This window comes from Pontibacter litorisediminis, assembly GCF_029360645.1.
Classification (GTDB): Bacteria; Bacteroidota; Bacteroidia; order Cytophagales; family Hymenobacteraceae; genus Pontibacter; species Pontibacter litorisediminis.
On sequence record NZ_JARDUA010000001.1, the window covers coordinates 1,389,250 to 1,413,345 of the forward strand.

Here is a 24,096-nt window from a genome sequence, read left to right on the forward strand (position 1 = left end):
CCTACCGTTTTAGCGCATGGCAAGCCGGAGCAAAAGTATAAGCGCCCTCCTTCTGTTGCTGATGACCTTGGCAATCGGGAGCGTTTTTGCCCAGGATAACAAGCCGCAGCCTAAAACGCGCATCCTGTTCCTGCTGGACGCCTCGGGAAGCATGCTGGCCAAGTGGGAGAACAGCGACCGCATGACGGTGGCCAAGAACCTGCTCAGCCACCTGGTAGACTCGCTGGACCGGTATGAGAACGTGGAAGTGGCGCTGCGGGCCTACGGCCACCAATTCGGCCGCGAACGCAACGACTGCAAAGACACCAAACTGGAGGTGTCCTTTGGGGAGGATAACGCCGAGGCGATCAAGAAGAAGCTGGACGCGATCGTGCCGCGCGGCAACACGCCTATCACTTACTCGCTGCAGCAGGCCGCCGGCGATTTTCCGGAGGACCGGGCGCGCAACGTGGTGATCCTGATTACCGATGGGCTGGAGTCCTGCGGCGGCGACCCTTGCGCCACCTCGGAGGCGCTGCAGCGGAAACGCATTTTTCTGCGCCCCTTCGTGATCGGCATCGGCATTGAGGCAGAGCAGGAAAAGCAGCTGAACTGCATTGGGCAGTACTTTAATGCCGCCGATATCAAGACCTTTGAAAGGGTGCTGACCGAGATTGTGACGCAGACGCTGAGCAAGACGACCGTGAGCGTGGAACTGCTGGACGAGCAGGAGCGCCCCCGCGAAACAGGCGTTAACCTGACCTTTGTGAACGCCTTGACCGGGGAGGCAGAGTATGACTATGTGCATTACCTGGATGCCGACGGCAAAACAGACGTGCTGGATGTGGATGCCTTGCTGCCTTACCACCTGCTGGTAAACACGGTACCACCCGTAATAGAGCGCGACCTGCGCATAAAGCCGGGCAGGAACAACGTCATCAAGGTGAAGGCGCCGCAGGGGGAACTCTATTTGCGCCAGGACGGCCCGTCGCCTTACCGGCTGCTGAACGCTATTGTGCGGCAGGCGGGTTCAGACAAGACGCTGAACGTGCAGGCCTTCGGCAACCGGCAGAAGTACCTGGCGGGCAAGTATGACCTGGAGCTCCTCACGATGCCGCGCATCATCCTGCGCAACGTGGAGGTAAAGCAGGGGGAGACGAACACTATCACGATCCCGCCGCCAGGCCAGTTGGCCATACCCTCGCAAATGCAGGGCTACGGTAGCGTGTACGAGCTGCACGAGAGCGGCGCCCAGCGCTGGCTTTACAACCTGCCGGAGGACAACAGCAAACTAATCTTGCCCTTGCAGCCGGGCAGGTATAAATTAGTATACAGAATGAAGTCGGCCAAATCGAGTAAGTTCACCTTTGTGCAGGACTTCACGATACGATCCGGAGCGACGACAACAGTAAGGATTTTTAACAGGTAATGGAGCGTGCGGCCTGCGACTTTGGAACAGCAGCCCCTCCTCTAAGCAGAAAAAACATGCAGATGAAAGAGTATTCGTATACAGAGAAAAAAGACACCCGTTCCGGTTTCGGTGATGGCCTGCTGGAACTTGGCCGCCAGAACCCTAATGTTGTGGGCCTGTGCGCCGACCTCATCGGCTCCCTTAAAATGGGCGCCTTCCAGAAAGAGTTTCCGGAGCGTTTCTTCCAGGTGGGCATCGCCGAGGCCAACATGATCGGCCTGGCAGCAGGCATGACCATTGGCGGGAAAATCCCGTTTGCAGGCACGTTCGCCAACTTCGCCACCGGCCGCGTGTACGACCAGATCCGCCAGTCTGTAGCCTACTCAGGTAAAAACGTGAAGATCTGCGCCTCGCACGCGGGCCTTACCCTCGGCGAAGACGGCGCCACGCACCAGATCCTGGAAGATATCGGCATGATGAAAATGCTACCCGGCATGACGGTGATCAACCCATGCGACTATAACCAGACCAAAGCTGCCACCCTGGCCATTGCCGAGCACGACGGGCCGGTGTACCTGCGCTTTGGCCGCCCGGTGGTGCCTATCTTCACCCCTGCCGACCAGAAGTTTGAGATTGGCAAGGCTGTGATGCTGAACGAAGGCACTGATGTCAGTATCTTCGCCACCGGACACTTGGTTTGGAAAGCCATACTTGCCGGGAAGCTCCTGGCAGACAAAGGTATCTCTGCCGAGATTATCAACATCCACACCATCAAACCGCTCGATGCGGAAGCGGTGCTGAAATCGGTGGCCAAAACAGGCTGCGTGGTAACGGCCGAGGAGCACAACCGCATCGGTGGCTTGGGCGACAGCATTGCGCAGGTGTTGGTCACGGGCAAACCGTTGCCACAGGAGTACGTGGCCGTGAACGATACCTTTGGTGAGTCGGGTACCCCGGAGGAACTGATGGAGAAGTATGGCCTGACTGAGAATGACATTGTGGCGGCCGCAGAGCGCGCCATCAGCAGAAAGCAGTAGGTGTTTTTATACCTTCGCAGATAAATTAGGGAGGGAGGTACAGCGGTATCTCCCTCTCTTTTTTGTATACTTGCTGTTTCCTCAGGAAGCTTTCGCCCTCCTGAGCCCGCCGATCCTGTTTACCGATACATTCCGTTGGAAGACAAAGAGCTACTTGAGAAATTCGCCCAGCCTGAGAGCCGCAACATGGCTTTTAACCAGCTGGTGCGCAAGTACCAGGAGAAGGTCTACTGGCATATCCGCAAGATGGTGATAGACCACGACGACGCCGATGACCTGACGCAGGACGTGTTTCTGAAAGTGTGGAAGAACCTGGATAACTTCCGCCAGGACGCACAGCTTTATACCTGGATTTACCGTATTGCCACCAACGAGTGCCTCTCCTTCCTGTCCAGCAAAAAAAGGAAGTTCTTCCTGCCCCTAAACGATGTGACCGCCGAACTGATGGAGAAGGTGGAATCAAGCCCTGAATTGGCTGGCGATGAGGTGCAAAAGAAGCTGCAGAAGGCTATCCTGCGCCTGCCCGAGAAGCAACGCCTCGTCTTCAACATGAAGTACTTCGATGAAATGAAGTATGAGGAGATGTCGGAGATCCTGGGTACCTCCGTGGGCGCCCTGAAGGCATCTTACCACATTGCGGTGAAAAAAATTGAAGAATTTATAAAGCTGGATTAAACTATAGGGAGCAGGCCTTATCTAACAGATAGAGTTGACCATGATGAAGAAAGAATTTAAGCTCAGCGACATACCAAAGCGTAACCCGTACCAGGCGCCGGATGGCTATTTCGATCGCCTGCCGATGCGCGTAATGGAGCGTACTGCCGCACAAGAGCAGGCAGCCTGGCTGCCGCTACCAAAGCTGTGGCAACCGCTGCGCCTGGCGCTGGCACCGCTGGTGCTGCTCTTGCTGGTGTTTGTAGGCGTGTATTACAACAGCGTGCCGGATGCGCAGGAAAGCCAGATCATGAACCTAACCGCAGTGTCAGATGCGGAGATTGTGAACTACCTGAGCACCTACGCCACCATTGAGACCACAGACTTTGCCGAGCTGAACACGCTGCGTGAGCAGGAACTGCCGGCAGAGGTTCTGAACGTAAGCCCCACCGCCGCCGAAGCGGAGTTGGAGTACTACAACCTAAATGACATTGATTACTAAATCACCCATGAAGCGTATTACCTTTTTACTAGTATTTAGCTTTGCCCTGCTGCTTGGCGGCACTGCCGCCACGGCCCAAGATAACCGTTCCGAAAACGTAGAGGCCGCCAAAGTAGCTTTCTTAACAGATAAGATGGAGCTCACGGCAGAGCAGTCGCAAAAGTTCTGGCCGCTGTACAACGAGTACGAGAGCAAGCGCCGCACCCTGATCAGAGGCTACCGGAGCGGCTATCGCCAGGACGTGGATGCCCTGAGTGAGCAGGAGGCAAAAGCCCGCATCGACAACATGTTTGTTACCAAAGAGAAAGAATTGGAACTGGAGAAGGAATATGCCGGCAAATACCTGAAGATCATCTCCAACAAACAACTCATTAAGCTCTATCGCGGTGAGCGGGACTTCACCAAGATGCTCCTGAAACGCCTGGACGATAAAAGGGCGAGCAATTAAAATTGGCTAAAGTTGAGAGTGGAAGGGGCGCTACCGTTAGGAGCGCCTTTTTCTATTCCTGCAAGTACAAAGCCCGGAGCCAGAGGCTTGGCGCCGGGCTTTATACTTTAGTAAACATCCAGCAGAAAGTTCAGGTCTTCGGATGGCTTAAACTCCATAGGCTTCTCGGACTGCAGGAAAACGCGTGCCGGGTGCGGGCCCAGTAGTTTGATAGTATCGCCCTGTACGCGCAGCATGCTGCCCTCGCGCAAGCCTATCACCGGCTGGCGGTTGTGGTGGTGAAACTCGGCAATGCGTGTGTCGCGCGTCTCGCCCATGTGCGTGGAGTTTGGGTCCGGGTCAAGGAAATGCGGGTTTATGTTGAAGGGCACTAGCTGAAGTGCATCAAAGGTCTTTACATGCACGATCGGCATGTCGTTGGTGGTGCCAATGGTTCTGCCGGCTACATTAGTACCGGCGCTCGTGCCCATGTAGGGCATCCCCTGCTGCACCCGTTCGCGCAGCGGCTCCACTAATTTGTTCTGGTACAGCTGGCGTAGCAGCACAAAGGTGTTTCCCCCGCCGATAAACACAGCCTCTGCCTCTTTCACGGCCTTTACCGGGTCATCGAAGGCATGCACCCCATTCACGCTGATGCCCCACTCTTCGAAGGCCTGGTGCGCTTTGGCCGTATAGTCTTTATGCGAGATGCCGCCCGGGCGGGCGTACGGTATAAACAAGATGCTCTTTTTGCCCTCCAGCAGGGCCTTTACCTCCTGTTCGGCATGCTCCAGGTAACCGGTGCCATGCGTGGTAGAGGTGCTGATTAAAAGTAAGTTTCTGCTCATACCCAAAGATAGGGAATTTGAAAGTATGGAGACGAGGGGACTTAGAAATAGGGAGGTTTGGCGAGAAGGGGATCACCTATCAGGGAGTATAGTACAGGGCTTACAATTGTGCCATACTTCACGCATTTGCACATTTCCTCCTCTCTAGATCTCCGGATTCATCTATCCTTCTTCTGGGTTTTCAGCTTCAGCTTGATGGTTTCGAGGTAGGGCTCCAGCTGCCGGTTACTGGTGAGGGCGCGCACGAGGCCGATGCTCTTCAGGTCATAGAGAAACCAAAGCTCCACATAAAAGTCATGAAGCCAGTACAGGTCTATTTTACACCAGCCCTTGATGCGGTGGTGAATGTAGTGGCCCTGGTCTAAGGCCAGCGTTGCCTGCAGGTGGGGCGGCAACTGGTTAAATTCTTCGGCACTCATGGGTAAACGTCTCTGCTACACTATCCAACAATAAGGTTATAAAAAAGGCTGCACATGGCAGCCTTTATTGTTTAACGTAGATTTTCGGATTTTGGTCTAGTTCAGGTGCAGGGTATACAGCTCGAAGCGGGTGGAGGCAAAGCTCCAGTGCGACGGCGACGGGTGTATCTCTACCCCATCCTCATCCATGATGGTAACCGCAAAGCCTTCGCCTTGGTTTAGGGGCTCCGTGAAATGCTTTACCGGGTACACCTTTCCTTCCTGAATCCACTCATCCGGCTCGAAGGCTGGAAACGACGCATCCACGCACTTCGCGTAAACGGCCATATAGCTCGGGGGTACGAATAAATTAACCATGTATTGTAAACTTTCCTCTAATATAAAAAATTCCTGAAAACCAGGAAACGCCGGGCCATATTTTCCGGCTTGTCAGGTATTGGGCACAAAAAGTGTGCCTCCACTTGCCTAAACAGCCATCAGGCCGCAAAGTTATCTAAAAACTAGTAGGGCCTGCCATTTTTGGCAGCTTTACAGGCGGATGTTCCGTAAGTACAGATTCAGGTTCTTACTCAAAACACGTACGCCTATGGAAACAACAGCAGCAGGGAACAAAACCGGAAGACGACACACCTTTACCGCTGCCCCGCGGGTGTGGGGGCTTAAGACCATCTTTGTTAACTTATACTTTGCGGCCAACCCCGATGGCTCGTGGGTGCTGGTAGATACGGGTGTGCCCGGCTCGGCATCCAAAATAAGGGAGGCCGCCGCAGAGATATTCGGCCCCGACAGCAGGCCAAGCGCTATTGTGCTTACCCACGGCCACTTCGACCATGTGGGGGCGGTAAAGGAACTGGCGGAGCATTGGGACATACCTGTTTATGCCCATCCGATGGAGCTCCCGTACCTTACTGGCCAGAGCAGCTACCCGCCACCCGACCCAAGCGTAGGCGGCGGGGCGATGTCTTACATGTCTTTCGCCTATCCTAAGAAACCGATCAACATTAAGAACCACATAGAGTTGCTCCCCAGAGATGGCAGTGTGCCGGGGCTGGAGGGATGGCGTTGGATACACACACCGGGACACACGCCAGGGCATGTCTCCCTGTTCCGGGATGAGGACCGTGTGTTAATTGCAGGCGACGCCTTCGTGACGCGCCATGGTGAGTCGGCCATAGCGGTGATGACCCAAAAGCGCGAGGTGCATGGCCCACCGGCCTATTTCACGCCCGACTGGGGTTCGGCTCACCACTCTGTGGAGGCGTTAAATGACCTGAAGCCGGAAATTGCCGCCACGGGCCATGGTATGCCTATGCAAGGAGAGGAACTGCGCCAGCAGTTGGAGCGCCTGGTGCATGATTTCTGGCTGGTGGCCGTACCGCGGCATGGCCGCTACGTGCATGAGCCAGCGGTGGTGGATGAGTACGGGGTGGTGTCGGTACCGCCGCCGGTGAGCAACCCGGTACCGAAGGTATTGGCAGTGGCTGGCGCAGTGGCACTGGCGGGCGTGGCCTTAGCCGCCTGGAACAAGCGCAGCAACCATAAGAAGGGCCCGAACTACAACAAAAAGTCGCGCCGTGGCTTTGGGCAGCGCCCTTACTCACATAACCGCGTGCTGCGCGACACCCCCACGGCCGTAGACCCTCAACATGACGATCCGACAGAGCACACTAACAACTACCCGTAATCAATGAAAAGGGCCAGGAAATTGCTTCCTGGCCCTTTTCATTGATTATGATTCGCTTAGCTGCTTGGATGGTTTTTTCTTCCCGATCCACTCTTATTGCCGCCGCCATCCTGCTTGTTTACAGTGGCCCAGGCCCGCTTCTCAGCCTCTTTGTGGCTCACACCGCGTTTCTCGTAGCCCTCCTCTATATGCTCGGCTTTGCGTTTTTGCTTATCTGTATAGGCTGATTTATCTCCTCTTGCCATGGTACGTTCTCCTTTTTGTTATAGTGATACATCTGTTCTGTATCCTCCAGCTCAGCCTTTTGTACGGATATTCCCACAGAATGATTAAAGCTTTGCCTCAGCCGGCGGCACACTGAGCTGCCACAGACACAAAGGCTGCTTAGCCCTGGTGGAAGTACAGCCTAAACGTGGAGCCTTTCCCTACTTCGCTTTCCACCTCAATCCTGTCTTCTGAATTCTCCAGGATGCGCTTCACAAGGTATAGCCCAAGGCCGGTACCCTCTACATGCGTGTGCAAACGCCTGAACATCGAGAAAATCTTCTGCCTGTGCTTCTTATCTATCCCCAAGCCGTTGTCAGACACTGATAACACATGCTGCTCTCCCTGCCGCTCAGTGCTGATTCTGATGACGGGGCGGCGATCCGGCGATGCATACTTCACAGCGTTGGAAATGAGGTTGAAAAGTATACTGCGAAGGTTCTTTCTGGAGTAGTGCAGATGGCTGAACCCCGTGAAATCTTTCTCGATCACGGCATTGCAAGAGTAGATCAGACTCTCCAGGCTGCCTTCCACCTCCGCCACCAAGCCCTCCAGCGACACATCCTCCAGCAGTTGCTCCTCATACTGTATCCTGGAGATATCGGTCAGGTCCAATATTATGCTGTTCAGGCGGCTAACGGAACTTTCTATCCTGGCCATCACCTCCTGGTGCTTTTCCGCATCCGGGCCTAGGTCCGCCTTAAGCAGGGCGATTAAGCCCTCCAGGTTGGAGATCGGGGCCTTCAGGTCGTGGGAAGCCGTATACACAAAGTTGTCCAGATCGGTGTTAATCCTGTGGAGCTCCTTGTTTTTGCGCATCAGCTCCTCGTTCTTTCTTTTCTCTGAGACGTCGCGCGTAATCTTGGTAAAACCGATCAGCTTTTTCTCTGCGTTATAGACAGGGGTGATAAGCACGTTGGCCCAGAAGGTGCTGCCGTCCTTGCGTACACGCCAGCCTTCGTCCTCGAAACGCCCATCCTGTATGGCCCTGCTTATCTCGTAGTCGGTATAGTTTCTTTGCCTGGCCTCTTCAGGGTAGAAAACAGAGAAATGCTGCCCTATGATCTCTTCTGCCTTGTACCCCTTTATCTTTTCAGCGCCATGGTTCCAGGAGGCCACCCTACCCTCCGGCGTCAGCATGAAGATGGCGTAGTCTCTCACTCCTTCCGTCATCAGCCTGGCCCGCTCCTCGCTTTCGCGTAGCTCCTCCATAGTCTTGGAAAGCTTGCTCTCCAGCATCTTCCGGTCAGTCAGGTCGCGGGTGATCTTGGAGAAGCCTATCAAATGCTTGTCCACGTTGCTGCGGATAGCCGTGATCACCACATTGGCCCAAAACCTGGAGCCGTCCTTTTTTAAGCGCCACCCCTCCTCCTCAAAGCGGCCGTGCTCGGTGGCGTGCTTGAGTTCCATCTCCGGGTGTCCTATATTATTGGCCTCATCCGGGTAGAAGGTGGAGAAATGCTTGCCGATTATTTCTTCGGGCTTATACCCTTTAATTTTCTCGGCACCGGCGTTCCAGGTTTGGATGTATCCTGTGGGGCTTAATAAAAATATAGCGTAATCATGCACCCCCTGTACGAGCAGCCTGTATAGATCTTTATTTTCTGACAGCAGCTCAGAAGAGTCTTGTAAGATATAATTTTCCGTACCCATTTGAGAAGTTTACCGGCTCTGGTCCGGTAAAGAGTATGTGATGAACAGTTCTACCAAACAGTGGTAATACTAAAACTACCCAGCATTGTTGTAATATAAAAAGCATAAAGAAGTTAACCGGCAAAAAACTTCTTTATGTGCAATTTTAATCTCAATTTAATCCCTTCGAAGCACAACAACAGTAGCCTCTGTATAGAGTCTTATCGCTGGTTCATGCAGGGGCTGATCTTCTGCCGCTGCCTATCGCCCTATCTTCTGTAGTTATTTCCGTACCTTTGCCACATGATTTCGATGAGGCAATTATTTCTGCAGAACGTGGCGCAGACATCAGACTTCCCCCTGATGATTGAGGTGGAGAAGGCAGAGGGCGTCTACATGTATGGCACGCAAGGGGAGCGCTACCTCGACCTGATCTCGGGCATAGGCGTAAGCAACGTGGGCCATCGGCACCCGCGCGTGCTGAAGGCCATACAGGAGCAGCTGGATAAGTACCTGCACCTGATGGTATACGGCGAGTTCGTACAGGCGCCGCAGGCACTGTTGGCGCAGGCCATCACGGCCACCCTCCCGGACCGGCTGAATAACGTGTATTTCCTGAACTCCGGAACAGAGGCTGTGGAGGGCGCCCTGAAACTGGCCAAGCGGTACACGGGGCGCACCGAGCTTATTTCCTGCCGCAACGCCTACCACGGCTCCACCCAAGGGGCTTTGTCGGTAAACGGCAGTGAGGGCTTTAAGAATGCTTTCCGCCCGCTGCTTCCCGACGTGCGGCACATAAGCTACAACCACCTGCCCGACCTGCAGGACATCACGAGCCGCACCGCCGCCGTTATTGTGGAGACGGTACAGGGTGAGGCAGGCGTGCGCGTGGCAAAAGACAGTTACCTGCAGCTCCTGCGCCAGCGCTGCACCGATGTGGGGGCCCTGCTGATACTGGACGAGATACAGTGCGGGTTTGGCCGCACCGGCACCTTCTGGGCATTCGAGCAGTTTGGCATTGAGCCAGATATACTTCTATGCGCCAAAGGCATGGGCGGCGGCATGCCGATCGGGGCCTTTATCGCCCCTCAGGAAGTGATGGGTGCCTTCAAAACGGATCCTATCCTTGGCCACTGCACCACGTTTGGCGGCCACCCTGTCAGTTGCGCCGCCTCGCTGGCCACCCTGCAAACCATACTAGACGAAAACCTGCTGGAAGGTGTAGCGCAGAAAGCAGCATTGTTCAAAGAGCTGCTCGTGCACCCGCGCATCAAGGAGATACGAAACTGCGGCCTGATGATGGCCGCCGAGTTCGAAAGTTTTGAGGTGCTGAAGGCCGTGATTGACCGCGCCATCCTGAATGGGGTGCTTACCGATTGGTTCCTGTTCTGCGACAACTCCATGCGTATTGCACCGCCGTTGGTTATCTCAGAGGAGGAGATCCGTGAGGCTTGCGCCGTGATCCTCAAATCCATAGACGAGGCGCCAGCAGGCCACTAGCCACACAGTTCATACTTTATCAGTTCGTACTTTGTAGTATACAGGAGACGCAGCCCTACTGCGTCTCCTTTTTATTTTGCGGCCAGTCCACCTTCTTGTATGTAAAGCAGTTTGCCGGCAAAAGCGCCGCTTGCTCTCCAAAATACCATCCGCTACAACAGCAACCGCAGCCCAGATTGCACGTAAAAACCGGGGCTATGCTTTGCTCCTGAGGTATAGGCACATCAATCAGACCTTTATGGAAATAGCCCTTGTGCTGACACTGCTGGTGATTGCAGTGGTGCTTTTCGCCACTGAGAAGTTCTCGATCGAGATCGTGACGCTGCTCATGCTCATCATATTAGCGAGCACCCGCATTATCACGGCCGAAGAGGCCTTTGCGGGCTTTAGCAGCGACTTTATCATTATCATTGCCTCTATCTTCATCCTCAGTGCCGCCCTGCAGGAGACGGGCATACTTGATTTTGCCGTGGTGCGGCTGGCGCGGCTGGCGCAACAGAGCACCAGTCTGATGCTGCTCATCGTAATGGTGGTAACAGGGTTTGTATCCGCCTTCATGAACAACACCACCGTGACAGCCATGTTCGTAACACCGCTGGTGGGCCTCTCCAGGCGCATACAGACCAGTGCCTCCAAGCTGTTGATGCCGCTGGCTTTTGCCGCTATTCTGGGCGGCACCTGCACCCTTATCGGCACTTCTACCAACGTGGCTGTGAGCGGCTACATCGCCAAGGCAGGGCTCCCCCCCATCGGCCTCTTCGAGATTACAGGGATCGGCATTGCGATCTTCATCATAGGGATAATCTACATGCTTACCATAGGCCAACGCATGCTGCCCAACTACGAAGACCAGCAACTGACCGAGGAGTACAAGCTGCAGAGATACCTGACGGAGATCGTGGTGCGGCCGGGGTCGCCGCTGGTGGGGCAACTGGTGTTTGCCTCCGACCTTACCTCGCTTAACTTCCGAATTCTCAACATCATCCGTGGCAAGGATAACTTTTTACCGGACTTCCGCACCCGCATAGAGGAAGGCGACGTGCTGCTGGTAGAAGGAGACCTGGATAACCTGATAAAGGTGAAGGAAACCAAAGGCATCGACATCATGGCCGACGTCATCCTGGAAAAAGACCTGGTGACGGACAACATCCGGCTGGCCGAACTGCTGGTGGTGCGGCAGTCCAACCTGATCGGTCGCACGGTGAAGGAGATTAACTTCCTGCAGCGCTACGGGCTGGTGGTGCTGGCCATCTCGCGCCACGGCGAAACGGTGCGCACCAAGATCGGCCGCACACAGTTGCAGCTCGGGGACCTGCTGCTGGTGCAGGGGTCCCCTGAGCGGCTCGAGCAGCTCCGGAACTCGAGTAACATGGCGCTGCTCGGCGAGTTTGAGCCCTTGCTCTTTAAGAAGCGCAAGGGCATTATTGCGATTTCCTGCTTTCTGGTGGCCATACTGCTTGGCACACTGCAGGTGCTGCCCCTTTCCATTGCCTTTCTGTTTGCCGCCATCTGCACCATCCTTTTCCGCTGCATCAGCTCCGAAAAGGCCTATGCCGCCATAGACTTTAAGTTGCTTATACTGATAGGCGGCATGACGGCCTTTGGCACAGCCATGGAAAATTCTGGTGCAGCCGGGTTTCTGGCCGATGGCATTGTAGAGCTGTTAGGCCCTTGGGGTAAAATGGCGGTGCTGGCAGGCTTCGTGCTGCTAACCGTGTTGCTTACCCAACCCATGTCTAACGCGGCTGCGGCCCTTGTGGTAGTGCCGGTGGCCTTAAGAACAGCCGAGGCCCTGGGCTCAGACCCCAGGGCGTTTGCCATTGCCATCATGCTGTCTGCCTCTGTGTCGCTGGTAACCCCGTTCGAGCCTGCCTGTGTCCTTGTCTACAGCCCCGGCAAATACCGTTTCATGGACTTCATCAAGGTGGGGTCACCGCTTACGCTGCTGCTCATCCTCGTAATCCTGTTCATGACACCGTTGTTCTGGCCACTGTAACTGCCTGCCGGCAAAGCCAGTACAGTAAACTAAAGAACGAACCACGATGAGACACACTTTATACTTGCTTATCCTCTGCCTGCTTGCCTGCTCCCCCGAAAACGAGGAGGTGCAAGACGAGCACGTGCAGGTGGCTCCTCCTCAAGAGGCACTCGATTCGATTGCCAACACGGCAAAGGACGCCGTGAAGACAGATGAGAATAACATATCCCCCACTTTTCCGCTGCCACCCGCCTTGTTGCAGCAACTGGCCGATAAGTACCCGCAGTGGCAGTACCCCGAGCTGATGGCCGATGCCGTACAGCAAGCGGTAGAACATACCGAAAGCCCTGCCATTACGCGCGGGGATTTTACAGGCGACAACTTACAGGACATAGCGCTGCAGCTGCAGAAGGGAGATAAGGTTATGATGGTGGCTGCCGTCCAGCAACAGGATGGGAACTATCAGTTGTACGAGTTGATGCAGGACATCATGTTTAACGAGCGGGGCAAGCTTAAAAGCCTATACTACCTTTACCGCATACGCCAGGGCGAGGAAGTGGAGAACCCTAACAACGCGAACAAGTTAGAACTCCCGCACGATGCCATAGCCGTGGGCGTTGGCAAGGAGACCACGATGTTTATGTACCAGGATGGCCGCTTTGAGCGTATTGCGTTGGGGGAGGAACATTAGGCTAGAACTTCCTTTTACTTCGCGGTGCGGCTGCCTGTTTGGCGAAGACGCGGCACATCAAGCACCTGAAAGGTATACCTGCTAGTCTTACTTTATACCGTTCGCTTTAAAGCCCGGGACACAATGCCCTTCTTTTTACCAGATGGATCTGAAATGGAAAAGCGTGTAGGCCACTGCAACAGCCAGCACCACACCCCCGCTCACGACATAGGTACTTAATCGCATCACCAGCCTCCGGTCCACCTTAGACAGGGAGTAGATCTGCTGACGGGTATAGTACAGGAACACCAGCATAGCCAGTAGAAAGCTGCAGAACCAAAACGTACTGAACCGCAGCAGGAACACCAGCGGGTCGTAATTGCCAGACAGGTAGAAGGCCGCCACGGCCATTAGCAGGCTGCCGTACAAGGATAAGATCAGAAATAGGAAAGAATACGGGTTTTGCCTCATTCGGCTTAAAAGCACTTTAGGGTTATACTTATACTTCTTGTATACGTGCCCAGGGCAGGTCAATACCGCCTACAGTATAAAGTATAAATATGACTTTATCAGTAATTTAAGAAGGCTTGGGTGTCGCGCTTAATGTTTTCGCGGGTAAGGCCGTCCTTTACCCCCATCGTGATCTTACGCACCAGTACCCCCACAATGGATTTCTTAAAGCCCAGTTTTGCCGCCATGTTGATACAGAAGTCCATCTCGCTCTCGTCCACGATGCCGTCGGCTAGCATCATCTCCACCAGGTCGTAGATCTGGTCGAAGCGCTCGGAGTCGTTGGTAGGCAAGGGGGGCGCCTTCCGCTCCACCTCCGTGAGCAGGTGGCGCACTTCGTCAGGCTTTATGCCATGCCGCTGCCCAATGGCGATGATGAATTTCATCTCCGTAGGATCCAAGTGGCCATCTACTTTTGCCAATGCCCCAAGGTTTGCAATGTGGCTTTTTAATCTTTTTGTTTCTTCGCTCTCAAAAAAACCGAACATACGTTGCCTCTGTAGGTTAAATTACTTTAATTGGGCTCCAATTTATGCTGACACGGCCCCAAGTGCCAAAAGTCCGGGACCGACCTGCTACTTAAATATCATGCCTGCAGGCATCGCCACACGGCAAGCGAACCGTGTGCCGATATAACATACGCTTTTCTCTATTTAAAAGTCTGATTATATTGGCAGTTTTTACGCAGGCCTCCTATTCGTAACGAGCAGGATGGGTGTCTCGCATAAATTAACCTATTGTTAATTTTCGATTTCGGAGATTTGAATATCAGTACCACAACTAACAGACACAACAACACCATGAAGAGAATAGGAGTTTTTACTTCGGGCGGCGACGCGCCAGGCATGAACGCATGTATCAGGGCAATTGTGAGGGCGGCCGTTTATCATGGGGTAGAGATATACGGCATCCACCGGGGCTTCAAAGGCATGATCAAGGGTGAGATCTACAAGATGGACTCCCACTCGGTAAGCAACATCATCCAGAAAGGCGGCACCCTGCTGCGCTCTGCGCGCAGCAAGGAGTTCCTGACGCCGGAGGGCCGCAAGCAGGCCTACGACCAGCTGATGAAGCACGGCATCGAAGGGCTTGTGTGCATCGGCGGGGACGGCACCTTTACCGGCGCCAACATCTTTTATGAGGAGTTTGGCATTCCAACCGTTGGCGCGCCCGGCACCATCGACAACGACCTGTACGGCACCGATTATACTATCGGCTACGACACCGCCGTGAACACCGCCCTCGACGCGATCGATAAAATCCGGGACACGGCCGACAGCCACGACCGCGTGTTCTTTATTGAGGTGATGGGCCGTGACTCCGGCTACATTGCCATTCCTTGTGCCATAGGCGGCGGGGCCGAGATCGTGATGATTCCGGAAGCCGAGACAAGTATAGAGCAGGTGGTGGATACCCTACGAACAGGCTGGAACCGCTCCAAAACATCGTTTATCGTTATCGTGGCAGAAGGCGATGAAGCCGGTAACGCGAACGTGGTAGCGCAAAGGGTGCAGGAGGAGCTGCCGCACATGGATGCCCGCGTAACCATACTTGGCCACGTGCAGCGTGGGGGTGCTCCCACCGCCGCCGACCGTATGCTGGCCAGCCAGTTGGGCATCGCCTGCGTGGAGGGTCTGCTAGAAGGGCGCAAGTGTGAGATGGCCGGTATCATCAACGGTGAGCTGGTATACACGCCGTTCATCGAGACGATAACCAAAGACAAGCTCATCAACCCGCACTACCTTAAAATGGTGAACGTACTTTCCGTGTAGGCACAAAAGCCTACGTGCAAATACCCCGGGCAGGCCTAAAGCGCTGCCCGGGGTATTTTTTTGTGCCTTCGGCTGCCCCCTACTCTTCCCTCTCCTTCGGATAATGCAACTGCATACGTCTTCCCATCTCCTGCAAAAAAGCCTTTTAGCCTGTTCTGTTCAAAGAAAAAGACAGCATACATACCAAAAACCCTATCCCGCAGCATGTTTTTCCGTAAAAGCAGAACACAAACTTAAAAAGAGAGACACATCGCATCTGCCAAACATATAGCTAAAGTCGCCCTGAAGGTCATTCTCTGGCCGCTTGCCATCATTGTAGGCTTGCTCCTTCTCATTGTTATTGCCCTGCAGTTTCAGGGGGTGCAGAACTACCTGGCCCGGCAGGGGGAGAACTACCTGCAGAAAACCTTTGGCACCGAGGTGAGCATCGGAGGCTTTACCACCGATTGGCGCAATGCGCTGGTACTGAAGGACGTTTACCTGGAGGACCAGCAGCAGGACACGCTGTGGTACTCTGAGCGGCTGGGCGTCGACATGGCCATTCTTTCGCTGCTGAAGGGCGAGGTGAACATCAGCAAGGTAGACCTTGACAACGCCACTCTGAAACTGCACATCCGCGAAGACAGCACCACCAACTTCGATTTTATCACGGAGGCCTTCGCCACCGACACCACCACCGCCCAGCCTGCCGACACCAGCGCCTCGGCCATGCAGATTACCTTGGGCACCGTGAACCTGGATAACGTGTATGTGGTGTTCCGGGATGACGCCGGCGGCAATTACATCCGTACCCGCGTGGGCGAGCTCACCACCACCATGGATGAGCTGAACCTGGAGGAGCAGCGGTACCTGGTGGATGAGGTGCGGCTGGCCAACACCTGGGTGGCCTATGAGCAAACCAAGCTTCCCCCTCCCGACACCTCCGCCTACGAACCGCTGGAGATGGACTTCGGCCTGAACCGCTTGGCCTTGGAGAACATTCGCCTCAGCTACCTAAGCCGCCCGGCAGAGCAGCGCATCGAGCTGGCGCTTGGAGAGTCCGAAGTGGTATCAGACAACATAGACCTGCAGAATGCCCGTGTGGAGCTGAAAAGCTTTGCCCTGCGCAACACAGACCTGAAGTATGTGCAGGAAAAGTATAAACCTGCCGACTCGCTGGCCGTGAACCCGGAGCGCACAGTGAAGGAGCTGGACGAGTCGGTGGAGCAGGCGCAGGGGCAGCCGGTAAACTGGGTGGTAACCCTGGGCGACCTGGACGTCTCGGACCTGGATGTGGCCTTTGATAACGTCAATGCTCCGCGGCAACCGAGCGGCATGGATTACGACCACCTGAAGTTCACCGACATTCTTATGGATGCGCAGGACATTAGCTACAGCCTGAGCCGCACGGAGGCCACCCTGAACCAACTGACACTGCAGGAGCAGAGCGGCTTTGCGCTGCAAAACTTTGAGGCCGATATCATCTTCGACTCCACACACACCAGCCTTACGGACCTCGATCTGAAAACCGGCCACAGCCATCTGCAGAACAAGCTAGCCATGTCTTATCCTTCCCTGGAGGCCATGGCCGAAAACCCGGAGCAGATTGCCCTGGATGTGGATATCCGCAACAGCTATATTGGCATGCAGGATGTCCTGTACTTTATGCCGGATTTAGCCGAAAATCCATCTTTCAGAAGTATAGCCAACGCTAACATCAAGGTAACGGCACGGGCGGAGGGGCCTATGGAAAACCTGCGCGTGCAGACCCTGCAACTGGCAGGCCTGCGCGATACCCGGGTAGATGTGAGCGGCACCGTGCGCAATGCCATGGATCCGGACAATTTATACTTAGACCTGGACATAGACCGCTTCGCCACCACCCGCACCGATGTGCAGGCACTGGTGCCAGCAGGTACCATTCCACCTGATTTCCGGCTGCCGTCCCAGATGAGCATGACCGGCAACTATACCGGCACACTCACCAACTTCGACGCCAACACTGACCTGCGCACCTCCTTTGGCAACGTGGTGGCCAACGTGGATATGGGGGCTAACGAGACTTTTACAGCCACCGTGCGCAGCGGCGGCTTCGACCTGAGCCAGCTTATGGCCGATAGCCTGGGCCTCGGTAAGGTAGCCCTTGTGGCTGAGGCACGTGGCACCGGCCTCACACCCGAGACCATGCGCGCTAAGGTCAAGGCTGATGTTCAGCTCTTCGACTACAGCAACTACAGCTATAAGGATATTGACCTGGTAGCCACTATTGACCAAAACCTCTACACGGTACAGGCCAAAGCCAATGACCAGAACCTGGCCTTCGACCTGAACGGAACGTTTAACCTGCGTAATGCCGAAAAGCAAGCCTATACTTTCAACCTGGACCTGGACCAGGCCAACCTGCACTCGCTGAACCTGTACCCGGAGCCGCTGGCCGTACGGGGGCAACTGCAGGGCGACTTTACCGGGGCCGATGCCAGCACCCTGAGCGGGGAGCTGGAGGGGCAGGCGCTCAGGGTAGAATACAATGGCAACACCTATCCTATAGACACCTTGGCACTGGCACTGCTGCAAACCGGTGAGGCCGCCGAAATAACGGTGCAGTCTGACGTGGTGGATGCGGACATGCAGTTTCAGAACACCCTGGCGACTTTGCCGACAGCCCTGCTGAAGCACTTTTCGAACTATGTGGACCTGCAGCCCGACCCGCCCTACCCTGCTAACCTGAACCTGGGCGACTTCACTGCCACCATCGACCTGAAGAAAACCGGTATCATCACCTCCTTTGTGCCTGGGCTGGAGCAACTGCAACTGGCCACGCCTATCACGGCCAGTTACAACGGCGATAACCAGCAGTTGGAGCTGGATGGCCGCATCAGCCGCATTGTGTATACCGATTATGTGCTGCAGAACCTAGACCTTTCGGTGCGTGGCGACAGGGAGCAACTGGCCTACGAGCTTAACCTGCAGCGGCTGCTCTCCCCTTCCCTCACCATGGACAACATCAGCCTGGACGGGGCCGCCCGTGACAACGAGTTAGCCGTACGCCTTGCCGTTGCCGGCGATAGCCTGCAGCAAGAGAACGAGCGTTTTGTGGTGGGCGGCGTGCTGAACAGCCTGGGCCGCGGCTACCGCTTCTCCTTCAACCCCGACCAGCTGGTGATAAACGGGGATGATTGGGACGTGCCGCAGGATAACTACCTGCAGTTCGATACCAACCTGCTCTATGCAAACAACATCCGGCTGCAGCACAACAACCAGGCGATACTGCTAAACAGTACCGGACCGGTAGCGCCTAACGCACCGCTGGAGGCCAGGTTCGAGAACGTGGACATTGCCTACATCATGAGCACCTTTCAGGCGCCGGAGGACAGCCTGATCGCCGGCACGATCAATGGCACCGCCACCGTCCGCAACATCATGGGCGATAACCTGGCCTTCACCTCCGACCTCACCGTTACAGACTTCGCCTACGAGGGGGTGCCGGTTGGCGACCTGGCCCTAAACGCCAGAAGCGGTGCCAACAACCGCTACGACATCAACGCAAACCTTACCGGCAACAACAACCAGGTAACGATCGATGGCTATATGCAACCGCAGGCCGAGGCCACGCTCCTGAACTTGACCGCAAGTATAGACCGGCTCAACATGCACTCGCTGGAAGGTTTTATGGCAGGTATGGTAGATCAGCTGGATGGCAGGGCCACCGGCGACCTGCGCATTGGCGGCACCCTGGCACAACCCGACATAAGGGGGCAGCTGAACTTCAACCGGGCACAGTTTAACCTCGTGATGCTGGGTTCCCTGTTCACGCTGCAGAACGAGCAATTGGTGTTTGATGAGCAGGGAATCCGTTTTGACGACTTTACCATCACCGACTCGTTGGGCAACAACTTAGAGGTAAACGGTAGCATGCTCACGCAGACCTACACCGACTTTGAGTTTGCGCTGGATGTGGCAACCCCACGCTTCCTGGCCCTTAACTCCACTGCCCAGGACAACAGCCTTTTCTACGGCACCGTGTATGTGGGAGCGGATGCCACCATTACCGGCAGCATGATGCAGCCTGTTATCAAGGTAAATGCCCGTGTGCTGGATGGCTCTGACTTCACCACAGTGATACCCGCCGACCAAGTAGGGGCCGCCGAGCGCGAGGGCATCGTGGAATTTGTGAACCTGAACCCCGAGATGACCCGCATCCTGCGCGAGCAGCAGAGCGATACCACCGAGATAACGGGCTTTGTAGGAGCTGATGTAGAAGCGCAGCTTACCGTGACCGATGCCACCCAGATCACCATCATCATTGACCCCACAACAGGTGATAACCTGACGGTGCGCGGTTCCGCTGACCCGCTCTTCATTGGCATGCGTCCAAGCGGAGAGATTAACATGTCTGGCCGGTACACGGTTACGGAAGGGCGGTATAGCATGGACTTCTACGACCTGGCCTCCCGTGAGCTGGATATTGCCGAGGGTAGTTACATTAACTGGACCGGCGATCCACTGCAGGCCAATATGGACATCACCGCCATTTACAACGTAGAAACGGCACCCCAAGAGCTGGTGGCAACCCAAGCTGCCTCTTATGAAGACCCTGCGCTTAGAAACCAGGTGCCTTTCGAGGTGCTGGTATTTGTGCGGGGCGAGCTGCTGACGCCTGAAATCAGTTTTGACATACGGCTGCCTGAGGAAGAGCGGGGCAGCGTTCCGGGAATCGTGCAAACAAGCCTCGGAAACCTGCGCCAGGATGAGTCAGAGCTGAACAAGCAAGTGTTCTCGCTGCTCGTGCTGAACCGCTTTATGGCGCCTGATCCACTTACCAGCTCCGGGGGCGGTGGCTTTGAGTCTACAGCACGCAACAGCCTGGGCCAGGTCATGACAGACCAGCTGAACCAGCTCACCAACCGCTACGCAGGTGGCCTGGGTCTGGAGCTTGGCGTGGACTCTTACCAGGACTATTCCTCCGGCTCCGCCGAGGGCCGCACCGACCTGAACGTGGCCATGCGCCAGCAGTTCCTCAACGACAGGCTCACCGTAAGGGTAGGTACCGACATTGGCTTGGAGGGCGGCAGCCAGACGAACCAGACCATGAGCGGCTTCGGCGGCGACATCTCCGTAGAGTACTCCCTGACCGAGGATGGCAGGCTGCGGGTGCGGGGCTTCCAGCGCAACCAGTACGAAGGCGTGATAGAGGGCGGCGATGTGCGGGCCACGGGTCTGGCGCTGATCTTTGTGCGCGAGTACAACAACTTCTCTGACCTGTTCCGTGACCTGGAGAGCCGCCGCAGAAGAGATGAGGAGCGCCGGTTGGAGGCAGCAAAGAAAATAAGGCAGGAGGAGAAAGAGTTAGAGGCAGAACTTAAAGAAAAAGGTACAAACTAAAACTATGCTCAAAAACTACCCCCGGACCAGGCCAATCAAGGCCTGCACACTCATGCTGTTGCTATGCTGGCTCCTGCTGGCAGGCTGCAGTGTAACCAAAACGGTGCCTGAGGGTGATGCCCTATTCACCGGCTTTAGCGTGAAGGTGAACGGGGAAAAAGACAGCAGCAACCGCAGCGCTGCGCTGGAAACGGAGCTTAGTGCCGCCGTACGCCCTGAGCCGAACGCCTCTATACTTGGGCTGCGCCCAAAGTTGGCTATTTACAACGCCTTCTATACCGAGAAGGAAAAAGGTCTGAAGCATTGGGTTATGACCAAACTGGGAGAGCCGCCGGTGCTCATCTCGCAGGTAGACACCGGCAGCGTGAGCCAGGTAATGAGCAACCGCCTGCACAACCGGGGCTACTTCAACAACCAGGTGGGCAGCACTACGGAGGTAGACACAGCACAAAAGAAGGCCACCATTAGCTGGACAGCCCGCGTGGGGGAACCGTACCGCTTGCGCAATATCAAGTATACCTTAAATGACTCACTGGCCGTGCACCAGGCTATTGAGCAGACAAAGCCAGAATCGCTCCTAAAGCCAGGGGAGCCATATGATCTGGGTATCATGACTGATGAGCGCATCCGGATAGACGGCGTGCTCAAGAACAAGGGGTTTTACTACTTCAGCCCTGAACTGCTCATTTTTAGTGTGGACACCACCGTTGGCAACCGGCAGGCCGACGTGCTGATGCGCGTGAAAGAGGCTGCCTCCTCGCAGGCACTGCAGCCTTACGCGCTGGATGACATCTTCATCTTCGCCAACTACTCGCTCGGCGACAGCCTTGCCGTGCGGGACACCATCGATTTCCAAGGCTACCACTACATCCCGAACGAGGAATACCTAAAGGCGCGCCACCTGCTAGACGGGGTTTTTCTGGAGCAGGATAGCCTTTATACCCGCGAAGACCACCTGCTCACCATTAAGCGCCTGTCGGGTTTGGCGGCCTACAAATTCGTAAACATCGATTACGAACGCGACACGGTGAACACCGATAAGTTGGATGCCTTTGTGTACCTGACGCCGGCCCTTAAGAAATCGCTGCGGGCGGAGGCGCAGATGGTGACCAAGTCGAACAACTTTGCCGGACCGGGGCTCAAAGTGTCGTTCCGGAACCGAAATACTTTCAGGGGTTCTGAGGTTTTGAACGTGGAGTTTACCGGCAGCTTCGAATCGCAGGTGGGGGGCCGTGGTACGGGAGAGGCGCCGGAAGGCGTGAACCCGCCAGCGAAAAGCAGCATTCCCTCCTATGAGCTGGGGGTGCAGACGTCTCTGGCCATTCCCCGCATCGTGTCGCCGTTTAACCTGCGCAACCTGCGCACGGAATTCGTACCGCAAACCCGCATTGGCCTTGGCTTTAATTTTCTGAGCCGCTCTGGCTATTATCAACTGAATTCCTACAATGCCACCTACAGCTATGCCTGGCGCCCTAAGGAAACCCTCACGTTCGACGCCACCCCGATCAACCTGCAGTATGTGCGCCTGACCAACTCCACCGAGGCTTTTGATACACTGTTAGCCAGGAACCAGTACCTGCAGAGCAGCTTTGAGAATCAATTCATCATCGGCGGAATTTACCAGATGACCTATAGCACCCAGATGTATAAAGACCGCACCAGCAACGTTTTTGACCGGGTGACGCTGGACATGTCGGGCAACGTGGTGAGTGGCTTTCAGTCGCTAACGGGCAAGCCCAAGCCTACCCAGGAAGAGCCGCGCGTACTGTATAAGGACCGTTACGCCCAGTATGTGATGCTGGACAACGACTTCCGGCACTACCTGAACCTGGGGAAAGAGAGCCAACTGGTATGGCGACTGGCCACCGGCGTGGGTTATTCCTATGGCAACTCCAGAACCATGCCTTATGTAAAGCAGTTCTCGGTGGGCGGGCCAAACAGCGTGCGGGCTTTCCGGGCGCGCAGCGTCGGGCCGGGCACCTACGACGTTCCGGATTCCGTTGCCTTTTCCTTCTTTGACCAGGTGGGTGATATCAGGCTGGAGACAAACCTGGAGTACCGCTTCCCGATCGTCGGCTTCTTCAAGGGCGCTGTTTTTGCCGATGCCGGTAACATCTGGAACCTGCGTGAGACGGAAAAAGAGGGAGCCAAGTTTGAAGCAAAGGACTTCCTGAGCGAACTGGCCCTGGGTACGGGCGTGGGCCTGCGGGTGGATATCGAGTTCTTTGTGATACGGTTGGATCTGGGTATACCGGTGCGGGTGCCCTACTTACCCAAAGGCGATCGCCTGGTGCTGGACGAGTTTAACGGTAGCTTCAGCGGCGACTACGGCATGGTGCTCAACATCGCCATTGGCTATCCGTTCTAATTTGGAATGGGTGGTTGGGTGAATGAGCGGATGCGTGAATAGGTGATTTTTCCGTGTCATCCTGGAAGGATCTTGTTGGCGAGGTTCGACGGCCTTTGCAAGCCGCTACTAAAATTTTACAAGTGACAGAACTGGGAGTAAATAAACATTCACTCACCCACTCATTCGCTCATTGATAAAGGCAACAACCTCCTCCCAATGCTGCGGGTGAAACCAGGCATACTCCTCCGGGTTTTTGTTGAACCAGGTAAGCTGGCGCTTGGCGTAGCGGCGGCTGTTTCGTTTTAGCAGGCGCACGGCTTCCTCCCAGTCATACTTGCCCTCCAGGTAGTCGAAAATCTCTTTGTAGCCAACTGTTTGCAGCGCGTTGTGCTGGCGGTGTGGGTACAGGCGCTTGGCCTCCTCCAGTAGCCCCTGCTCCAGCATCTGGTCCATGCGCCGGTCTATGCGGCTGTAGAGTTCGGCACGATCGCGGTTCAGGGCTATTTTGATGCTGTTGAAGGGCCGCTCCTGCTTTTCACTTTTTCTGAAGGAGGAGTAGGGTTTTCCGCTGCTCAGGCACACCTCCAGTGCCCGCACTACCCGCTGCACGTTCGCCTGGTCGACCTGGGCAAAGTATACAGGGTCCAGCAGCTGCAGCTGATCCAGTAAAGGTTGTAGCCCTTCCTGCTCATACTTCTCCGTCAGTTGTGCGCGTACCTGTGGATCCACCTCCGGCATTTCATCCATGCCCTCCAGTACGGCACGCACATACAACCCGGAGCCACCGGTCATAATCACAACATCATGCTGCCGGAACAGCTGCTCCAGCAGCACCAGCACATCCTGCTCAAAAGCGCCGGCACTGTAGTCTTCCTCTATGCTATGCGAGTCCACGAAGTGGTGCTTTACCCCCTGCTGCTCTTCTGCTGTGGGCTTGGCCGTGCCGATGCTCATCTCAGTAAAGAACTGCCGGGAGTCAGCGGAGATGATCTCGGTTTTATACTGCTTAGCCAGCCGCACGCACAAATCTGTTTTGCCCACCGCCGTTGGGCCCACCACCACTACCAGGTGCTTCTGTCTTCTTTCCATGCCTTTTCC

At 55.4% G+C, this 24,096-nt stretch carries 20 protein-coding genes; 12 read left to right on the top strand and 8 right to left on the bottom strand.

The features are described from left to right. The first annotated feature begins 16 nt into the window (after positions 1–16). From PXG97_RS05845 to PXG97_RS05865, 5 genes are all read left to right on the top strand, one after another. A complete protein-coding gene (locus tag PXG97_RS05845; protein WP_276496779.1) occupies positions 17–1,408 on the top strand; it encodes a vWA domain-containing protein in 1,392 nt (463 codons plus the stop codon). Between the two features lie 62 nt (positions 1,409–1,470). Beyond that, the gene (locus PXG97_RS05850; protein ID WP_276496780.1) at positions 1,471–2,427 is read left to right on the top strand and encodes a transketolase family protein; all 957 of its coding nucleotides are present in this window, start codon (positions 1,471–1,473) and stop codon (positions 2,425–2,427) included. A gap of 135 nt (positions 2,428–2,562) precedes the next feature. Beyond that, positions 2,563–3,102, top strand: coding sequence for an RNA polymerase sigma factor (locus PXG97_RS05855; protein ID WP_276496781.1), 540 nt, complete (start codon positions 2,563–2,565; stop codon positions 3,100–3,102). A gap of 40 nt (positions 3,103–3,142) precedes the next feature. After that, entirely contained in the window at positions 3,143–3,583 is a 441-nt protein-coding gene (locus PXG97_RS05860) for a hypothetical protein (protein ID WP_276496782.1), read from the top strand. A 7-nt stretch (positions 3,584–3,590) separates the two neighbouring features. Then, complete coding sequence (locus tag PXG97_RS05865) at positions 3,591–4,031, top strand: Spy/CpxP family protein refolding chaperone (RefSeq protein ID WP_276496783.1); 441 nt, start codon at positions 3,591–3,593, stop codon at positions 4,029–4,031. Between the two features lie 107 nt (positions 4,032–4,138). On the opposite strand, the gene pepE is transcribed toward PXG97_RS05865, so the two are convergent. The 3 genes from pepE to PXG97_RS05880 all read right to left on the bottom strand — a co-directional run bounded on the left by pepE (position 4,139) and on the right by PXG97_RS05880 (position 5,634). Then, complete coding sequence (gene pepE, locus PXG97_RS05870) at positions 4,139–4,858, bottom strand: dipeptidase PepE (protein ID WP_276496784.1); 720 nt, start codon at positions 4,856–4,858, stop codon at positions 4,139–4,141. A gap of 158 nt (positions 4,859–5,016) precedes the next feature. Then, positions 5,017–5,277, bottom strand: a complete 261-nt coding sequence (locus PXG97_RS05875; RefSeq protein ID WP_276496785.1) for a hypothetical protein — start codon at positions 5,275–5,277, stop codon at positions 5,017–5,019. 96 nt (positions 5,278–5,373) lie between these two features. Continuing rightward, a complete protein-coding gene (locus PXG97_RS05880; protein WP_276496786.1) occupies positions 5,374–5,634 on the bottom strand; it encodes a hypothetical protein in 261 nt (86 codons plus the stop codon). A 229-nt stretch (positions 5,635–5,863) separates the two neighbouring features. On the opposite strand from PXG97_RS05880, the gene PXG97_RS05885 reads away from it, so the two are divergent. Next, on the top strand, positions 5,864–6,961 hold the full coding sequence (locus PXG97_RS05885) for an MBL fold metallo-hydrolase (protein WP_276496787.1): 1,098 nt from the start codon (positions 5,864–5,866) through the stop codon (positions 6,959–6,961). Positions 6,962–7,017: 56 nt separating this feature from the next. Here the strand turns inward: PXG97_RS05885 and PXG97_RS05890 are convergent, their stop codons facing one another. Beyond that, the gene (locus PXG97_RS05890) at positions 7,018–7,206 is read right to left on the bottom strand and encodes a hypothetical protein (protein WP_276496788.1); all 189 of its coding nucleotides are present in this window, start codon (positions 7,204–7,206) and stop codon (positions 7,018–7,020) included. A 139-nt stretch (positions 7,207–7,345) separates the two neighbouring features. Next, positions 7,346–8,878 (bottom strand): PAS domain-containing sensor histidine kinase, encoded by a 1,533-nt coding sequence (locus tag PXG97_RS05895; protein ID WP_276496789.1) that lies wholly within the window; start codon positions 8,876–8,878, stop codon positions 7,346–7,348. Between the two features lie 285 nt (positions 8,879–9,163). Here PXG97_RS05895 and PXG97_RS05900 point away from each other — a divergent pair, with 285 nt between their 5' ends. The 3 genes from PXG97_RS05900 (at position 9,164) to PXG97_RS05910 (ending at position 13,026) form a co-directional block, all read left to right on the top strand. Continuing rightward, positions 9,164–10,357, top strand: coding sequence for an aspartate aminotransferase family protein (locus tag PXG97_RS05900; protein ID WP_276496900.1), 1,194 nt, complete (start codon positions 9,164–9,166; stop codon positions 10,355–10,357). Positions 10,358–10,595: 238 nt separating this feature from the next. Further along, a complete protein-coding gene (locus tag PXG97_RS05905; protein WP_276496790.1) occupies positions 10,596–12,353 on the top strand; it encodes an SLC13 family permease in 1,758 nt (585 codons plus the stop codon). Positions 12,354–12,399: 46 nt separating this feature from the next. Further along, complete coding sequence (locus PXG97_RS05910) at positions 12,400–13,026, top strand: hypothetical protein (protein WP_276496791.1); 627 nt, start codon at positions 12,400–12,402, stop codon at positions 13,024–13,026. 135 nt (positions 13,027–13,161) lie between these two features. Here PXG97_RS05910 and PXG97_RS05915 read toward each other — a convergent pair whose 3' ends face one another. Beyond that, a complete protein-coding gene (locus PXG97_RS05915; protein ID WP_276496792.1) occupies positions 13,162–13,476 on the bottom strand; it encodes a hypothetical protein in 315 nt (104 codons plus the stop codon). Positions 13,477–13,574: 98 nt separating this feature from the next. Further along, positions 13,575–13,937 carry a TerB family tellurite resistance protein gene (locus PXG97_RS05920; protein WP_276496793.1) on the bottom strand — a complete coding sequence of 121 codons (363 nt, stop codon included), beginning with the start codon at positions 13,935–13,937 and terminating at the stop codon, positions 13,575–13,577. 378 nt (positions 13,938–14,315) lie between these two features. Between PXG97_RS05920 and pfkA the strand changes: the two genes are divergently transcribed. From pfkA to tamL, 3 genes are all read left to right on the top strand, one after another. Continuing rightward, positions 14,316–15,287 (top strand): 6-phosphofructokinase, encoded by a 972-nt coding sequence (gene pfkA, locus PXG97_RS05925; RefSeq protein ID WP_276496794.1) that lies wholly within the window; start codon positions 14,316–14,318, stop codon positions 15,285–15,287. A 321-nt stretch (positions 15,288–15,608) separates the two neighbouring features. Next, positions 15,609–20,648 carry a translocation/assembly module TamB domain-containing protein gene (locus PXG97_RS05930; RefSeq protein WP_476744921.1) on the top strand — a complete coding sequence of 1,680 codons (5,040 nt, stop codon included), beginning with the start codon at positions 15,609–15,611 and terminating at the stop codon, positions 20,646–20,648. Positions 20,649–20,652: 4 nt separating this feature from the next. Further along, positions 20,653–23,016 carry a translocation and assembly module lipoprotein TamL gene (tamL, locus tag PXG97_RS05935; RefSeq protein ID WP_276496795.1) on the top strand — a complete coding sequence of 788 codons (2,364 nt, stop codon included), beginning with the start codon at positions 20,653–20,655 and terminating at the stop codon, positions 23,014–23,016. Positions 23,017–23,169: 153 nt separating this feature from the next. Here tamL and miaA read toward each other — a convergent pair whose 3' ends face one another. Next, positions 23,170–24,087 (bottom strand): tRNA (adenosine(37)-N6)-dimethylallyltransferase MiaA, encoded by a 918-nt coding sequence (gene miaA / locus PXG97_RS05940; RefSeq protein ID WP_276496796.1) that lies wholly within the window; start codon positions 24,085–24,087, stop codon positions 23,170–23,172. Between the last annotated feature and the right edge of the window lie 9 nt (positions 24,088–24,096).

What these genes read in the sequence shown, in the direction of transcription:
- PXG97_RS05915 (WP_276496792.1), bottom strand. Translation starts at nt 13,476, where the DNA reads ATGAGGCAAAACCCGTATTCTTTCCTATTTCTGATCTTATCCTTGTAC.
- pepE (WP_276496784.1), bottom strand. Translation starts at nt 4,858, where the DNA reads ATGAGCAGAAACTTACTTTTAATCAGCACCTCTACCACGCATGGCACC.
- PXG97_RS05890 (WP_276496788.1), bottom strand. Translation starts at nt 7,206, where the DNA reads ATGGCAAGAGGAGATAAATCAGCCTATACAGATAAGCAAAAACGCAAA.
- PXG97_RS05895 (WP_276496789.1), bottom strand. Translation starts at nt 8,878, where the DNA reads ATGGGTACGGAAAATTATATCTTACAAGACTCTTCTGAGCTGCTGTCA.
- PXG97_RS05880 (WP_276496786.1), bottom strand. Translation starts at nt 5,634, where the DNA reads ATGGTTAATTTATTCGTACCCCCGAGCTATATGGCCGTTTACGCGAAG.
- PXG97_RS05845 (WP_276496779.1), top strand. Translation starts at nt 17, where the DNA reads ATGGCAAGCCGGAGCAAAAGTATAAGCGCCCTCCTTCTGTTGCTGATG.
- PXG97_RS05905 (WP_276496790.1), top strand. Translation starts at nt 10,596, where the DNA reads ATGGAAATAGCCCTTGTGCTGACACTGCTGGTGATTGCAGTGGTGCTT.
- PXG97_RS05860 (WP_276496782.1), top strand. Translation starts at nt 3,143, where the DNA reads ATGATGAAGAAAGAATTTAAGCTCAGCGACATACCAAAGCGTAACCCG.
- miaA (WP_276496796.1), bottom strand. Translation starts at nt 24,087, where the DNA reads ATGGAAAGAAGACAGAAGCACCTGGTAGTGGTGGTGGGCCCAACGGCG.
- tamL (WP_276496795.1), top strand. Translation starts at nt 20,653, where the DNA reads ATGCTCAAAAACTACCCCCGGACCAGGCCAATCAAGGCCTGCACACTC.
- PXG97_RS05885 (WP_276496787.1), top strand. Translation starts at nt 5,864, where the DNA reads ATGGAAACAACAGCAGCAGGGAACAAAACCGGAAGACGACACACCTTT.
- PXG97_RS05850 (WP_276496780.1), top strand. Translation starts at nt 1,471, where the DNA reads ATGAAAGAGTATTCGTATACAGAGAAAAAAGACACCCGTTCCGGTTTC.
- pfkA (WP_276496794.1), top strand. Translation starts at nt 14,316, where the DNA reads ATGAAGAGAATAGGAGTTTTTACTTCGGGCGGCGACGCGCCAGGCATG.
- PXG97_RS05865 (WP_276496783.1), top strand. Translation starts at nt 3,591, where the DNA reads ATGAAGCGTATTACCTTTTTACTAGTATTTAGCTTTGCCCTGCTGCTT.
- PXG97_RS05875 (WP_276496785.1), bottom strand. Translation starts at nt 5,277, where the DNA reads ATGAGTGCCGAAGAATTTAACCAGTTGCCGCCCCACCTGCAGGCAACG.
- PXG97_RS05910 (WP_276496791.1), top strand. Translation starts at nt 12,400, where the DNA reads ATGAGACACACTTTATACTTGCTTATCCTCTGCCTGCTTGCCTGCTCC.